At 41.5% G+C, this 15,336-nt stretch carries 10 protein-coding genes, 2 tRNA genes and 3 rRNA genes; 3 read left to right on the top strand and 12 right to left on the bottom strand.

Annotation, left to right across the window (positions count from 1 at the left end):
• Positions 1–16: 16 nt before the first annotated feature.
• On the bottom strand, positions 17–949 hold the full coding sequence (locus FFU37_RS15650; protein WP_033020991.1) for a hypothetical protein: 933 nt from the start codon (positions 947–949) through the stop codon (positions 17–19).
• Positions 950–1,208: 259 nt separating this feature from the next.
• Between FFU37_RS15650 and FFU37_RS15645 the strand changes: the two genes are divergently transcribed.
• Positions 1,209–3,302 carry a putative bifunctional diguanylate cyclase/phosphodiesterase gene (locus FFU37_RS15645; RefSeq protein WP_138489874.1) on the top strand — a complete coding sequence of 698 codons (2,094 nt, stop codon included), beginning with the start codon at positions 1,209–1,211 and terminating at the stop codon, positions 3,300–3,302.
• 40 nt (positions 3,303–3,342) lie between these two features.
• On the opposite strand, the gene FFU37_RS15640 is transcribed toward FFU37_RS15645, so the two are convergent.
• The 7 genes from FFU37_RS15640 to FFU37_RS15610 form a co-directional block, all read right to left on the bottom strand.
• On the bottom strand, positions 3,343–3,804 hold the full coding sequence (locus FFU37_RS15640) for a hypothetical protein (RefSeq protein WP_138489873.1): 462 nt from the start codon (positions 3,802–3,804) through the stop codon (positions 3,343–3,345).
• On the bottom strand, positions 3,804–4,997 hold the full coding sequence (locus tag FFU37_RS15635) for a TonB-dependent receptor (protein WP_138489872.1): 1,194 nt from the start codon (positions 4,995–4,997) through the stop codon (positions 3,804–3,806). Before FFU37_RS15635 ends, FFU37_RS15640 begins: the two co-directional genes overlap by 1 nt.
• Positions 4,998–5,795: 798 nt before the next feature.
• Positions 5,796–5,910: ribosomal RNA gene (gene rrf, locus FFU37_RS15630) — 5S ribosomal RNA — on the bottom strand.
• A 144-nt stretch (positions 5,911–6,054) separates the two neighbouring features.
• A 23S ribosomal RNA gene (locus FFU37_RS15625) occupies positions 6,055–8,944 on the bottom strand.
• Positions 8,945–9,250: 306 nt separating this feature from the next.
• Positions 9,251–9,326: transfer RNA gene (locus FFU37_RS15620), tRNA-Ala, on the bottom strand.
• 50 nt (positions 9,327–9,376) lie between these two features.
• A tRNA-Ile gene (locus FFU37_RS15615) sits at positions 9,377–9,453 on the bottom strand.
• 76 nt (positions 9,454–9,529) lie between these two features.
• Positions 9,530–11,065 (bottom strand): 16S ribosomal RNA (locus FFU37_RS15610).
• The 16S, 23S and 5S rRNA genes sit together here with 2 tRNA genes alongside, the layout of an rRNA operon.
• Positions 11,066–11,649: 584 nt before the next feature.
• Between FFU37_RS15610 and FFU37_RS15605 the strand changes: the two genes are divergently transcribed.
• On the top strand, positions 11,650–12,195 hold the full coding sequence (locus FFU37_RS15605) for a gamma carbonic anhydrase family protein (protein WP_002959868.1): 546 nt from the start codon (positions 11,650–11,652) through the stop codon (positions 12,193–12,195).
• Here FFU37_RS15605 and FFU37_RS15600 read toward each other — a convergent pair.
• A complete protein-coding gene (locus FFU37_RS15600) occupies positions 12,187–12,441 on the bottom strand; it encodes a DUF1488 family protein (protein WP_004335144.1) in 255 nt (84 codons plus the stop codon). The two genes, FFU37_RS15605 and FFU37_RS15600, sit on opposite strands and share 9 nt — an antisense overlap.
• Positions 12,438–13,262 carry a shikimate dehydrogenase gene (aroE, locus tag FFU37_RS15595; RefSeq protein ID WP_138489871.1) on the bottom strand — a complete coding sequence of 275 codons (825 nt, stop codon included), beginning with the start codon at positions 13,260–13,262 and terminating at the stop codon, positions 12,438–12,440. Before aroE ends, FFU37_RS15600 begins: the two co-directional genes overlap by 4 nt.
• A 53-nt stretch (positions 13,263–13,315) precedes the next feature.
• On the opposite strand from aroE, the gene FFU37_RS15590 reads away from it, so the two are divergent.
• Positions 13,316–13,753, top strand: coding sequence for a group II truncated hemoglobin (locus FFU37_RS15590; protein ID WP_004335148.1), 438 nt, complete (start codon positions 13,316–13,318; stop codon positions 13,751–13,753).
• Positions 13,754–13,816: 63 nt separating this feature from the next.
• Here FFU37_RS15590 and hemF read toward each other — a convergent pair whose 3' ends face one another.
• Together hemF and tsaC are read right to left on the bottom strand one after the other, a co-directional pair.
• Positions 13,817–14,767, bottom strand: coding sequence for an oxygen-dependent coproporphyrinogen oxidase (gene hemF, locus FFU37_RS15585; protein ID WP_138489870.1), 951 nt, complete (start codon positions 14,765–14,767; stop codon positions 13,817–13,819).
• Between the two features lies 1 nt (position 14,768).
• Positions 14,769–15,332 carry an L-threonylcarbamoyladenylate synthase type 1 TsaC gene (gene tsaC, locus FFU37_RS15580; RefSeq protein ID WP_138489869.1) on the bottom strand — a complete coding sequence of 188 codons (564 nt, stop codon included), beginning with the start codon at positions 15,330–15,332 and terminating at the stop codon, positions 14,769–14,771.
• Positions 15,333–15,336 lie beyond the last annotated feature (4 nt).

The following is a 15,336-nucleotide window of genomic DNA, read 5'->3' as shown; positions in this document are numbered from 1 at the left end:
CTCCAACTTTATTCTTTTACTTACCACGGCTCACGCCACGAGAGGTTCTGCTACCGCTATCACGCACCGATCCTGAGCTATTGCTATAACTGCTCGAACGAGAATAACTACTGCGGCTTTTTGGTGGCGTATAACTACTACGGCTTAAACCGGATGCACCTGTTTTTTTACTCGCATAAGGGCTTGTAAACTGCTTACCTTGGCGTTGGTATGTTTGGCGCGTGCGTGTTTCTAGCGCGCTTTGGGTTTTAATTTGTTTAGGGCTTGAATAACGCGAACGGCCATAGTCATTGTAATAACTATACTTTCGGCGCTTGCTCCAACTACCATATTCAACACGGTCAAATACATCGCCTAAAATACGGTACATGCCGTACCATTGCCAAAAGCTAATACCATTACTATTTGTTTGCCAGTTACCATAGTTAGGGTTACCTACCATTTGGTTACCAACACCCTCACCTTCAGCTTGCTTACTAATTGCGCCTACACGCGCTAAAGTGCCTTTGGACATATCAGCTAGCATATTAATAGGATCGGTTAACGCATCAGAAAATAGCGTAGGTTTAGACGCATCACGCAACAAATCAATGCTATGCAACGTATCTTCATAAGGAGGAATTAAGTAAGTTCCTTTAATATCTTTAAGTCGCTGTGTTAAACCACTATAAAGTGCGCCTCGGCGTGTTGCATCAAGGGTAATTACATCAACAACTTTTGTAAGCTCTGGTTGTTGTTTTTTAAGGAGCTCGCCATATTCTTTAAGTAATACAGCATTGCGCACATTCCCATTATCAAGCGCAGTACCAAGCTGTGACAGCTCTGTATCTGCTTTTTTAATAGACTCTTGAATTGTTTGTTGCAGCTGCTCTTCTTTAGATTGACAACCCATAAGCACTGCGAACAAACAAAACAGGCTTATAAGTTTCCAAGCTTTAATATTCGACATTCATGTCACCTGATTTACTAAATTAACTTAGGTAGTTTTACACAGGTCACTTATTAAACCAAGAATGAAATTGCAACAAAGTAAGTCAGTACAAAATTAAATAAACAGCTATATTTAGTATATGAATTTAAAAGCATTCTCAATGTTAGGCTTTTAGTGCTACAAAGGGCGTAGTCAGTAACTTTTTTGTAATTATGGATTGCCTGATTACACAATAATAACTAAAACATAATTAAATGATGGTTAAGGGTTAGATTTGATGCTTCATAGTATTCGATATAAATTTATTATAATAACAACGGTTTTAATTATATTTAGCGCAAATTTAGTTTTTTTCCTCGCAATTAATGAACACGAAGATTTATATCGCCAATCTGTTAAGCAAAACTTAGATGCAATGTCTTCAAATATTTCAGATAGCTTATTACGTGTTATGTCTGAGCAAGTTGATTTGTTCTCTATAACCACCGAATTGCTCGGTTTTGATCGATATGAACACATTAAGTTTGTTAATGTATTTGACGCTGACTGGCAATTAATCCAATCGTATGTCCACCCTAACTATTTAGAGCTTGAGAGCTTTAAGCCTGAACTTATAAGTATTCAACCAAAAGATTTACCTTATGCGGTTACAATAACCAATGAAGGACTAGTGGCCTTAAAGGCAATTGGGGAGGAGCAGTTTCCTATTGGATATTTGCTCATTGTGCAAGACTTTAAAAAGCCATTGAATGAAAGTAAAATTAGCCTTTTTTATAGTGCAGCTCCATTTGTTGTTTTAATTATTGCACTCACCATTATTATTTCATTTTGGATATATCAGCGTTTATTAAGCCCACTTTTAGCGCTCTCGAAGTTCACACAGAAAGTTGAAAAATCAACAAATTATAAGCTTCAATACCAAGTCACTGGTCATGATGAAGTATCTCAACTTGGTAACGACATTAATGCATTACTACAAACAATTGACTCCCAAGTTCAAACCAATCATAAACACACCGCACAACTTTTAGTACAAACGCATTCAATGGAGCGCCTCGCCAACTACGATATATTAACAGGTTTACCTAATCGCATGTTTTTTATGGACCTACTCAAACTCGAACTAGCTAGTAGTAAAAGTAACGACCGAGACGTTGCGATTATGTTCTTTGATGTAGATAGCTTTAAGGGCGTTAACGACACCCTAGGCCATGAAACCGGAGATATGCTTTTACAAGCTGTGGCTAAAAAAGTGAAAAGTTATCTGCGTAGTAACGACATAATTGCACGCTTAGGCGGTGATGAGTTTTTAATTATGCTACCTAATATCACTGAGCAATCTATTGTTATAGATATTGCTGAAAGTATCATTGAGGGTATGAAAGAGCCATTTACTATAAATGAGTGGGACGTACCAGCGGGTATTAGTATTGGTATTGCGAGTGCCAAAGAAGCTGAATTTGATATAAATACATTTATCAGTAATGCCGATATTGCAATGTACACATCAAAAGAAAAAGGCAAAGGCGCATATACAATATTCCACCATAAAATGCTTGAAGATAACAAACGAAAAGCGCAAGTCGCTAACTTAATATCTCACGCAATAGCGAAAAATGAATTTGAGTTATTTTATCAGCTTAAAATGTCGAATACAGGCGAAGCTCAAGGCTTAGAAGCCTTAATAAGATGGCAAAGCAAAGAGCTAGGCTTTGTTTCTCCTGGTGAGTTTATACCTATAGCGGAACAAGCAGGTAAAATAAAAGCGATTACTCAATGGGTGATCACACAAGTATTTAAAGATATGCAAATGCTGAAACAACTTATGGGGAATAATGTACTCGTCTCCATGAATCTTTCAAGCCATGACTTAAAAGATCATAACTTCATTCATACTGTAAAAAGTAAACTACTTGAACATAGCGTCGATATTTCAAATATTCAGTTTGAAATAACAGAATCAAGCTATTTAGAAAATTTTGAAAACGCCAATCAATTTTTTAATCAAGTTAAAGTTATGGGAGGCTCAATTGCATTAGATGACTTTGGCACAGGTTACTCTTCATTGAGTTACCTTACTAAAATTGAAATTGATACATTAAAAATAGATCGAATGTTTGTAAATCAATATGCAAGCTCAGCAAAAGACACTGCAGTATTACAAGCAATACTCGATTTAGGCCAACGCCTTGGTTTAAAAATATGTAGCGAAGGGATTGAAACAACCGATCAAGCTAACTACCTAGTATCAAATGGTAGTGATGAAATGCAGGGCTATTACTTTGCAAAACCAGTGTGCATTGCCCAACTACCACACGCAATTGAACAAGCGAAAATATTATTTAAAGAACTAACAATAACTTCAAAATAACTCAGTGCAATTGATGCTTTTCTAACTAAACGGCTTACTTTTAATTTAGTGAAATTATGGTGAGCTCTTTAGGTATAGTAATTCCTGCTGGAAGGTAAGCTACTGAGTCTTCGACGGTTAGTAAGTACTCTATAACCTCTTCTGTAGACTCAAATTCAACAGGGGGCTTGCTGCGCCCCGTGAATCGCATTTGGGCCCAATAAGCTTGTATTCTAGATTCAGTAAGACCTACCATCCTAGTGTTAAAATTTATTCTAAGCGGATTGCCGACAAATAGGTTAACTGCTTTAAATTGTCTGCTCATAGCTCCGCCCATGTAAATATGGCGAATTTGTTGCTTACTAAAAGATAAGTTTTTATCTGTGGTATTTACTACAATAATGACGTTCGAGGGGTTTGTATTTTCTGCATAAACTGAAACGCTAAAACCTAATAGGCTACTAGCGACTACAAAGAGCATCATTATTTTTTTAATGTTATTAATAGGTTTAAAAAATATCATTAAAACACCCAATCCAAACCAATAAGATAAAGATTAGTTTTTTTATCAAAATCAGAGTCATCAGGAGTAACGAAAAACGAGTCTTTTACATCGTCGCCTTCTAGGGTTGAAAACTCAGCTTTTAAGGCAAGGTTTGGCAACACATCCCAGCGTACACCAACCGTCCAACTCTTAATTGAATCAGGCGTAGATTCATCAAAAATACGATTGTACCCATATGCAAGTTGATCTAAGTCGCTATTAATACCTAACGGAATTTCATTTTCAGCAGAACGAGTTTCTACGTCGCTATCTGCAAATGTTAAGTGGTAAGTAAAAGGAGCATGATTAACACCGGCAGTTAAATAATAGCTTTGAATTATAGGCACTATCCCTAAATCAGTTTTAATGCGGACCCATTCACCTCTAAAAAAATAATCTAAATTGTCGTAAATTACGCCAAATTGGTCTGCATGTGCTCTACCTTTTGTTTTTACCGAGCTGGCGCTTTTTGTAAAATTAAGGCTATTAAGCACATTTTCTAGCTGTCTTATCTCATCAATATCAAGCTTGATATTCCCATTATAACGGGAGACTCTAAATTCTAAGTTTTCAATATTAATCTTACCAATGAATCCTAAAAGGTTATCAACTTCAAAGCCCGTTCTTAAGGCGCCAATCCCTATATCACCCGACTCTTCACCATAGTAACCTTCAAAGCTCAAATCAAAGTTTTCTGCACCAAATTTATAAACAGCATCTATGCCATTAAATGTTTTAAATAAATAAGTATCGTAGACTTGTTGAGGTGGATTGATCCATGGGTACGCAAAACCAACATCAGAAAAGTCACTCATAGTAAAAAAAGGTGTGCGTAATTTTCCGAGTTTTATCTGAATATTATCAGTTGGCGTATATGTTAAATATAACCACTCTAACCCTGAGTTATCAGAAGCTGTTGTGTTATTGCTTCTTAGCAAAACTTGGGCTGTTGCAGACCACTTATCATCAAATTGATACTCGCCTTGGAATCCAATTAAACTAGATGGAGAAAATTTAATACTGTCTTCATATCCCTTAAATTCGACATTTTTTTCGTCTAAGTAACCACCAATAACTCGAGCATAACCAGAAAATTCTAACTCATTAGAAAAAGCTGAAAAATGAGTAAGCATAGTGGTAAAAAGTAAGCACCAAGATATTTTATATCGCATCAGAGAAAATTAAATCCTTTGTTGAATTATGCAAAGTACAATGAAGATTAATTATGCTGACAAGGAAATAATTCACCAGTTCGGATAATCAATTATTTAATTATTTTAAGTAGCGCTCTTTACCGCGACCTAGGATTAATCATTATAGTCAATGAATTACATGTTGGCACAATATATGTGTTCTATAAGAGTATTAAGCACCTAGGTAACACTGTTTTTACCTCAATCCCATTTAGTATTATTGAGATAGAGCTTAACTGTATTTATATAGATACTTATCAACTAAGTAGGGGATCAAACTGATTCTTAATTTATCTCGTTCACCGAGATTGAGTGCTTAATATAAGTGTTTGGTAGAGTGTAAATTAGCTAAATTATAATGTGATATGTGAGTAATTCACCACATTTTACTTTTCTGCAGACGTAAAAAGGCCCGACTATTTCTAGTCGGGCTCTCTAAAATTTGAAGCCTGGTAGTGTCGTAGTGCCCACAGCGGTGGAGAGCCACAGTGAAATGCTACACTACCTTTGTGTCGCGATATGAGTGTATGTTAATTGCGCACATTTCAATTTTCTGCAGACGTAAAAAAGCCCGAATCGTTAGATTCGGGCTTTCTACAATTTGAAGCCTGGTAATGTCCTACTTTCACATAGCAAATGCTACACTATCATCGGCCGGGGCTCGCCTTCGAGCTGTTTTGTTTCACTGCTGAGTGCGGTTTGGGCTCTTGGCTATTTACTAAATCCCAGACAGCAAAAAACCCGTCACATTGCTGTAACGGGTTTCTCTTATTTGAAGCCTGGTAATGTCCTACTTTCACATAGCAAATGCTACACTATCATCGGCGCTGTTTCGTTTCACTACTGAGTTCGGCATGGAGTCAGGTGGGTCCAAAACGCTATTGTCACCAAGCAAATTTGGGCGTTAATACGTATTTCTGCGCACTAACTGAATTTGGAAAATATCTGATAATATTTTTTAAGTCTTTCAGTAAATATCTACTTTAGTCATATTAACTTCTGTCTAAACTGTCGCATAAAACGCGTTTGGCGTTGTATGGTTAAGCCTCACGGGTAATTAGTACAAGTTAGCTTAATGGCTCACACCACTTCCACATCTTGCCTATCAACGTTGTAGTCTTCAACGGCCCTTCAGAGACTTTAAAAGTCTAGTGAGAACTCATCTCGAGGCCTGCTTCGCGCTTAGATGCTTTCAGCGCTTATCAGTTCCGAACGTAGCTACCGGGCAATGCCATTGGCATGACAACCCGAACACCAGCGGTTCGTTCACTCCGGTCCTCTCGTACTAGGAGCAACCCCTCTCAATTCTCAAACGCCCACGGCAGATAGGGACCGAACTGTCTCACGACGTTCTAAACCCAGCTCGCGTACCACTTTAAATGGCGAACAGCCATACCCTTGGGACCGACTTCAGCCCCAGGATGTGATGAGCCGACATCGAGGTGCCAAACACCGCCGTCGATATGAACTCTTGGGCGGTATCAGCCTGTTATCCCCGGAGTACCTTTTATCCGTTGAGCGATGGCCCTTCCATTCAGAACCACCGGATCACTATGACCTACTTTCGTACCTGCTCGACGTGTCTGTCTCGCAGTTAAGCTGGCTTCTACCATTACACTAACCGTACGATGTCCGACCGTACTTAGCCAACCTTCGTGCTCCTCCGTTACTCTTTAGGAGGAGACCGCCCCAGTCAAACTACCCACCAGGCACTGTCCGTAACCCCGATTCAGGGGCCAACGTTAGAACATCAAAACTACAAGGGTGGTATTTCAAGGTTGACTCCACAACAACTAGCGTCGCTGCTTCAAAGTCTCCCACCTATCCTACACATGTAGGTTCAATGTTCAGTGCCAAGCTGTAGTAAAGGTTCACGGGGTCTTTCCGTCTAGCCGCGGGTACACAGCATCTTCACTGCGATTTCAATTTCACTGAGTCTCGGGTGGAGACAGCGTGGCCATGGTTACACCATTCGTGCAGGTCGGAACTTACCCGACAAGGAATTTCGCTACCTTAGGACCGTTATAGTTACGGCCGCCGTTTACCGGGGCTTCGATCAAGAGCTTCTCCCTAAGGATAACCCCATCAATTAACCTTCCGGCACCGGGCAGGTGTCACACCGTATACGTCATCTTGCGATTTTGCACAGTGCTGTGTTTTTAATAAACAGTCCCAGCCACCTGGTCACTGCGGCTCCCGTCCGCTTAGAGAGCAAGTCTCATCACAGATAGGAGCGTACCTTCTCCCGAAGTTACGGTACGATTTTGCCTAGTTCCTTCACCCGAGTTCTCTCAAGCGCCTTAGTATTCTCTACCTGACCACCTGTGTCGGTTTGGGGTACGATTCCATATAATCTGAAGCTTAGAGGCTTTTCCTGGAAGTATGGCATCAACAACTTCATCACCTTAGTGACTCGTCTCGTGTCTCAGTCTTAATAGCAACCCGGATTTACCTAAGTCGCCAACCTACTCACTTTCACATGGACTACCAACGCCATGCTTGTTTAGCCTGCTCCGTCCCCCCATCGCAATTATATCGAGTACAGAAATATTAATCTGTTTCCCATCGACTACGCCTTTCGGCCTCGCCTTAGGGGTCGACTTACCCTACCCTGATTAACATGGGATAGGAACCCTTGGTCTTCCGGCGTGGGAGTTTTTCACTCCCATTATCGTTACTCATGTCAGCATTCGCACTTCTGATACGTCCAGCATACCTCCCGGTACACCTTCAACCGCTTACAGAACGCTCCCCTACCACTCAGAATAAATTCTGAATCCGCAGCTTCGGTGCATAGTTTAGCCCCGTTACATCTTCCGCGCAGACCGACTCGACCAGTGAGCTATTACGCTTTCTTTAAAGGATGGCTGCTTCTAAGCCAACCTCCTGGCTGTCTGGGCCTTTCCACATCGTTTCCCACTTAACTATGACTTTGGGACCTTAGCTGGCGGTCTGGGTTGTTTCCCTCTTCACGACGGACGTTAGCACCCGCCGTGTGTCTCCCGGATATTACTTTACGGTATTCGGAGTTTGCAAAGGGTTGGTAAGTCGGGATGACCCCCTAGCCTTAACAGTGCTCTACCCCCGTAAGTATTCGTCCGAGGCTCTACCTAAATAGATTTCGGGGAGAACCAGCTATCTCCCGGTTTGATTAGCCTTTCACTCCTAGCCACAGGTCATCCCCTAACTTTTCAACGTTAGTGGGTTCGGTCCTCCAGTTGATGTTACTCAACCTTCAACCTGCCCATGGCTAGATCACCGGGTTTCGGGTCTATACCTTGCAACTAATCGCCCAGTTAAGACTCGGTTTCCCTACGGCTACCCTATTCGGTTAACCTCGCTACAAAATATAAGTCGCTGACCCATTATACAAAAGGTACGCAGTCACCCAACAAGTGGGCTCCTACTGCTTGTACGTACACGGTTTCAGGTTCTATTTCACTCCCCTCACAGGGGTTCTTTTCGCCTTTCCCTCACGGTACTGGTTCACTATCGGTCAGTTGGGAGTATTTAGCCTTAGATGATGGTCCACCTATATTCAGTCAAAGTTTCACGTGCTCCGACCTACTCGATTTCACTTAAAATGTCTTTTCATGTACGGGACTATCACCCTGTATCGTGGCACTTTCCAGAGCCTTCCATTAACACATAATAAGCTTAAGGGCTGTTCCGATTTCGCTCGCCGCTACTTTCGGAATCTCGGTTGATTTCTTTTCCTACGGGTACTTAGATGTTTCAGTTCTCCGCGTTCGCCTCGTTAACCTATGTATTCAGTTAACGATACCTGCAAGCAGGTGGGTTTCCCCATTCGGAAATCCTAGTCTCAAGCGCTTTTTACTAGCTTGACTAGGCTTATCGCAAGTTAATACGTCCTTCATCGCCTCCAACTGCCAAGGCATCCACCGTGTACGCTTAGTCACTTAACCATACAACCCAAACGGGTCTTTGTTTTGTGACAGTTTAACTTCGCCAGAAGTTAATATTGAATACTAAAGTAGATACCAATCAATCAACTCATAAGAGTTAACTAAATGGCACTGAATGGTACTGCTACCATTCTTTTTTTACTTTTGAAAACTCTTGATAAATACAAAGTATCTATCAGAATTTTATTATCAGCTTTTCCAAATTTTTAAAGAGCAAGAGATACAAAAACCTCTCAAAATTAAACACACTCTATTCTCAGGCGGTTAATGGCCCGATAAAGAATATTTATTTTTAAGAAGTAAAAGTGGTGGAGCTAAGCAGGATCGAACTGCTGACCTCCTGCGTGCAAGGCAGGCGCTCTCCCAGCTGAGCTATAGCCCCACATATGCTGGTACTTACTGTTTTAACCATCTTCTTGATTAGACAAGAAGTGGTGGGTCTGAGTAGATTTGAACTACCGACCTCACCCTTATCAGGGGTGCGCTCTAACCAGCTGAGCTACAGACCCAAAACAATAAGTGTTGTTCTCTTTACAATAACAATCATCTGTGTGGACACTACGAACAAATAAGTTCTAAATCGTATAAGGAGGTGATCCAGCCCCAGGTTCCCCTAGGGCTACCTTGTTACGACTTCACCCCAGTCATGAATCACTCCGTGGTAAACGTCCTCCCGAGGGTTAGACTATCTACTTCTGGAGCAACCCACTCCCATGGTGTGACGGGCGGTGTGTACAAGGCCCGGGAACGTATTCACCGCGTCATTCTGATACGCGATTACTAGCGATTCCGACTTCATGGAGTCGAGTTGCAGACTCCAATCCGGACTACGACGCACTTTAAGTGATTCGCTTACTCTAGCGAGTTCGCAGCACTCTGTATGCGCCATTGTAGCACGTGTGTAGCCCTACACGTAAGGGCCATGATGACTTGACGTCGTCCCCACCTTCCTCCGGTTTATCACCGGCAGTCTCCTTAGAGTTCTCAGCATTACCTGCTAGCAACTAAGGATAGGGGTTGCGCTCGTTGCGGGACTTAACCCAACATCTCACAACACGAGCTGACGACAGCCATGCAGCACCTGTATCAGAGTTCCCGAAGGCACCAAACCATCTCTGGTAAGTTCTCTGTATGTCAAGTGTAGGTAAGGTTCTTCGCGTTGCATCGAATTAAACCACATGCTCCACCGCTTGTGCGGGCCCCCGTCAATTCATTTGAGTTTTAACCTTGCGGCCGTACTCCCCAGGCGGTCTACTTAATGCGTTAGCTTTGAAAAACAGAACCGAGGCTCCGAGCTTCTAGTAGACATCGTTTACGGCGTGGACTACCGGGGTATCTAATCCCGTTTGCTCCCCACGCTTTCGTACATGAGCGTCAGTGTTGACCCAGGTGGCTGCCTTCGCCATCGGTATTCCTTCAGATCTCTACGCATTTCACCGCTACACCTGAAATTCTACCACCCTCTATCACACTCTAGTTTGCCAGTTCGAAATGCAGTTCCCAGGTTGAGCCCGGGGCTTTCACATCTCGCTTAACAAACCGCCTGCGTACGCTTTACGCCCAGTAATTCCGATTAACGCTCGCACCCTCCGTATTACCGCGGCTGCTGGCACGGAGTTAGCCGGTGCTTCTTCTGTCAGTAACGTCACAGTTAGCAGGTATTAACTACTAACCTTTCCTCCTGACTGAAAGTGCTTTACAACCCGAAGGCCTTCTTCACACACGCGGCATGGCTGCATCAGGCTTGCGCCCATTGTGCAATATTCCCCACTGCTGCCTCCCGTAGGAGTCTGGGCCGTGTCTCAGTCCCAGTGTGGCTGATCATCCTCTCAAACCAGCTAGGGATCGTCGCCTTGGTGAGCCATTACCTCACCAACTAGCTAATCCCACTTGGGCCAATCTAAAGGCGAGAGCCGAAGCCCCCTTTGGTCCGTAGACATTATGCGGTATTAGCAGTCGTTTCCAACTGTTGTCCCCCACCTCAAGGCATGTTCCCAAGCATTACTCACCCGTCCGCCGCTCGTCAGCAAAGTAGCAAGCTACTTTCTGTTACCGCTCGACTTGCATGTGTTAGGCCTGCCGCCAGCGTTCAATCTGAGCCATGATCAAACTCTTCAATTAAAAAGTTTTATGTCTTTCGACAGCTCAATGAATTCTGAATTTTTTAATATCTTTCGATATTGAATTGACTGTGCCGAATAATTACCGAAATAACTATTCTGTTGGTCACTCAGTTTTCAATTGAGACTCTAATTTGTTTGCCTCGCTACCTAAGTAGTTTGGCTGTTAGAACTCAATCTGTACGAGTGCCCACACAGATGATTGCTTTATATTGTTAAAGAACGTTTGAGCCGCTTTAGCGCCTCAAGGGATGCGAATAATACACCCTTTATTTTTCGAGTCAACACTTTGTTTTAAACTTTCTTTCGATAATTTAAAACCGAAGTTTTATTTAACTCTGTGAGTAGTTCGTGCCTTGCTATGCTTCGGCGTTTCCCGTCTCAGTGGGGTCGCATTATAGGGAGAACAGATTTTTACGCAAGTACTTTTTTAAAGAAAAAGTAAAAAAAGATGCTGTTCGGTCAGTATCTGAACTAAACCCCCTGAAACTGATAGTTTTGTAACCAAACGGTGCCTTTTATGGTACAAAAATAACCTTGCTGATACACTCAAAGCTAATAACTATTATCTAAAAGGTACTAAATATGGCAATCCGTTCTTATAAAGGTGTAACTCCTTCGTTTAATTCGTCTGTTTATATTGATGAGTCATCAGTTTTGGTTGGTGATATTACTTTAGGTGATAATAGTAGTGTTTGGCCTTTAGTAGCCGCCCGAGGCGATGTTAACTATATACGTATTGGTAAACGCTCCAATATACAAGATGGCAGTGTATTGCATTTATCTCGTGCAACTAAAAGCAATCCAGATGGTTATCCACTTATTATAGGTGACGATGTAACTGTAGGTCATAAGGTAATGCTGCACGGATGTATATTAGGAAACCGTATACTTGTAGGTATGGGCGCTATTATTATGGATAACGTGGTTGTTGAAGATGATGTAATTATAGGTGGCGGCTCTTTGGTACCACCAAACAAACGCTTAGAGTCTGGTTACTTATATGTAGGGAGTCCGGCTAAGCAAGCCCGCCCTCTAACGGAGCAAGAACTTGCCTTTTTAAAAATATCTGCCGATAACTATGTATCACTTAAAGATGAGTACTTAGCTGAAATAGCTAATTTAAGTTAATAAGCTTACTTCAATTTGGCCTGCCGAGTTATAGCTCTCTTCTTCGATAAGCTCCTCGGCACGTTCTTCGTAATCAAAACGATACTTTTCAAAATACTCTGTTGCGTGACTTTCGTCTGTTAGTTTAAGTGTATTTACTTCTATTACACACTCCACAAGCATGCCACTAACTTGTGCAAAAAATACTAACTGATGATCGGGCTCTCTAAACTCTAGCCTATCTATAAATTGTATTGCCTGATTCATTTAAGCGTTCCTTGTTTGAGCGCATCAACGACGGGAAGTATTTTTGGCATTTTATTACGCCATACATAATATGCTTGAGCAGCTTGGCCAACTAACATGCCACTGCCATCTAAAAGCTTAGCGTTAATATTATGCTGTGCAATCCAATTCATAAAAATGGTATTTTGCAGTGAATAAAACATGTCATAAGCGACTTCACAGTTAGTTATGTGTTTTTTATCAAGTGCTGGAAGTTCGTTATTCATACTGCTAGAGGTAGAGTTTATAATTAATGAGTAATCGCTTACCGGTAAATCATCAAAACCAAAGCCAGATACTGGTCCATATTGGGTAAACAGCTCTGCGAGTTCTTTGGCTTTTTGTGCTGTGCGATTAACTATTATTATTTCCTGAGGGTTATGCTCTAACAAAGGTAAAATAACCCCTCGAGCAGCACCGCCCGCACCTATGATTAAAATGCGTTTATTACTTATGGCTACTTCATTAGCGAGTAAATCATTTACAAAGCCCACACCATCGGTGTTATCACCGAGTAATGAGCCATCATCTCGTTTTTTTAATGTATTAACAGCCCCTACTATTTTGGCTAATGGCGTAAGCTCATCAGCCATCGCATAAGCTTGCTCTTTAAATGGCATTGTAACGTTAGCACCCACACCGCCTTGCTCAAAAAAAGACAATACTGTTTTTTCAAAGTTATCGATAGGTGCTAATATTGCGCGATAGTCGATTTGCTCACCCAGTGATACAGCAAATTGTTTATGTATCGCGGGGGATTTTGAATGTTTAATTGGATTTCCAAAAACCGCATATTTGTCCATTTTAAAGCAACCTCTTTGCAGCTATAAACTGCCTATTAACAATGATAAGTAATATGATTAAACGACTTTTTTCTAAATCTAAGCCGGCTCCCGAGCAACAGGCTCCTACTCCTGAAAAAACACCGTATGAAATAATAGGTGGAGAGAAAGGGGCGCGAGCTATCTCCAATCGATTCTACGACATAATGGAGTCAGATGAATACGCTAAACCGTTATATGATATGCATCCTCTGCCATTAGATCGAATTCGCCAAGTATTTTTTGAATTTTTATCTGGTTGGTTAGGCGGGCCAAACCTATTTACTGAAAAACATGGCCAGCCAATGCTACGTAAAAGACATATGCCTTTTACTGTAGATAAAGCATTGCGCGATCAGTGGATGTACTGCATGAATAAAACGCTGGATATAGAAATAGACAATCCGTTGTTACGTGAAGGATTAAAGCAATCATTCTCTCAACTAGCAACGCACATGATCAATCAGCATTAAATTTATATTTAGCCACAATGCAAAAAGGCGCTAATTAGCGCCTTTTTGATTATTGTTTAATTTTTATAATTGCCATTCTCTGGCTATCAGCTCACTTGGTTTACTAGTTAGCCACTCTTGCGGGCGTAAGTAATACTGATATAGGTTAGCTTCTGGGCTACTTGGCTCTGGTTTATAGTTATATTCCCAGCGTGCAAGTGGTGGCATAGACATTAATATGGACTCTGTGCGCCCGCCACTTTGTAATCCAAATAAAGTGCCTCTATCCCATACTAAATTAAACTCTACGTAACGTCCGCGACGATAAAGCTGAAAATCACGTTGTTGCTCTGTGTATTCGTCATTTTTGCGACGTTCAATAATAGGTAAATAAGCATCTAAAAAGCCATTACCCACCGATTGCATAAACGCAAAACTCTTTTCAAAACCAAGTTCATTTAAATCGTCAAAAAACAAACCGCCTACTCCGCGAGTCTCATCTCTGTGCTTTAAATAAAAGTACTCGTCGCACCATGTTTTGTATTTTGGATAAACTTCACTACCAAATGGCGCACAAATGTCGTGAGCAACTTGATGCCAATGCTGTACGTCTTCTAATACTGGATAAAAAGGAGTGAGATCAAATCCGCCACCAAACCACCATATTGGCTCTTCGCCTTCTTTTTCGGCTATAAAAAAGCGCACATTGGCATGACTTGTTGGTACATGAGGGTTTTTAGGGTGAATAACTAACGACACACCACACGCATGAAAGCTGCGTCCTGCAAGCTCTGGTCTGTGCGCTGTTGCCGAACCTGGCATTGAAGCGCCAAATACATGAGAGTAATTAACTCCGCCTTGCTCTATTACAGTGCCATTAGTGGTTACGCGTGTACGACCACCACCACCTTCTGCTCGCTGCCAGTTATCTTCTATAAATTTAGCACTGCCATCTGCAGCCTCCAAACCTTGGCAAATAGTGTCTTGCAAAGCCATAAAGTATGCTTTTACTTGATTTAATAATTCGCTTTGCATATTAACCTCTAAATATTTTGCCCGTCATGGCGTCTTTTATTGTGCTTGGTTGAGTATTGCCACCTAACGGCTCGTCAATGTAAAAGCCAACTTGTTCTGTAAATTGCGCTTTGGCTTGCTCAATACTAATTACCGTTTCTTGACCGGTTAAGTTTGCACTGGTTGATACTAATGGCTTACCAAACTCTTGGCACAAACGCTTTACTGTTGGATGGTTTGTTACTCTTACCGCGATGGTATCAAACTGCCCTGTGAGCCATTTAGGCGTATTTTTAGATGCAGGCATAACCCATGTAATTGCAGCAGGCCAACTCGAAAAAATATCAGCGCGTTTATCCATTGGTATTTTTGCATCATCTACGTATTTTAATAATTGTCCGTAGTTATCAGCGATTAAAATAAGCCCTTTTTCAACCGGGCGCTGCTTAATAGCTAATAGTGCCTCAACGGCTTGTTGATTATCTGGATCACAACCTAAACCATATACAGCTTCTGTTGGGTATAAAATAACTTCGCCTTGCGTTAAGCATGTTATTGCAGTGGGCGTATTTGAAAGGTCTGACAAAGTA

It is taken from the genome of Pseudoalteromonas distincta, assembly GCF_005877035.1.
GTDB lineage: Bacteria > Pseudomonadota > Gammaproteobacteria > Enterobacterales > Alteromonadaceae > Pseudoalteromonas > Pseudoalteromonas distincta.
This window is presented reverse-complemented; position numbering and strand designations above follow the sequence as displayed.

Coding starts and splice junctions, on each gene's coding strand:
- FFU37_RS15650 (WP_033020991.1), bottom strand. CDS start 949: ATGTCGAATATTAAAGCTTGGAAACTTATAAGCCTGTTTTGTTTGTTC.
- FFU37_RS15645 (WP_138489874.1), top strand. CDS start 1,209: ATGCTTCATAGTATTCGATATAAATTTATTATAATAACAACGGTTTTA.
- hemF (WP_138489870.1), bottom strand. CDS start 14,767: ATGCAAAGCGAATTATTAAATCAAGTAAAAGCATACTTTATGGCTTTG.
- aroE (WP_138489871.1), bottom strand. CDS start 13,262: ATGGACAAATATGCGGTTTTTGGAAATCCAATTAAACATTCAAAATCC.
- FFU37_RS15600 (WP_004335144.1), bottom strand. CDS start 12,441: ATGAATCAGGCAATACAATTTATAGATAGGCTAGAGTTTAGAGAGCCC.
- FFU37_RS15590 (WP_004335148.1), top strand. CDS start 13,316: ATGATTAAACGACTTTTTTCTAAATCTAAGCCGGCTCCCGAGCAACAG.
- FFU37_RS15640 (WP_138489873.1), bottom strand. CDS start 3,804: ATGATATTTTTTAAACCTATTAATAACATTAAAAAAATAATGATGCTC.
- FFU37_RS15635 (WP_138489872.1), bottom strand. CDS start 4,997: ATGCGATATAAAATATCTTGGTGCTTACTTTTTACCACTATGCTTACT.
- FFU37_RS15605 (WP_002959868.1), top strand. CDS start 11,650: ATGGCAATCCGTTCTTATAAAGGTGTAACTCCTTCGTTTAATTCGTCT.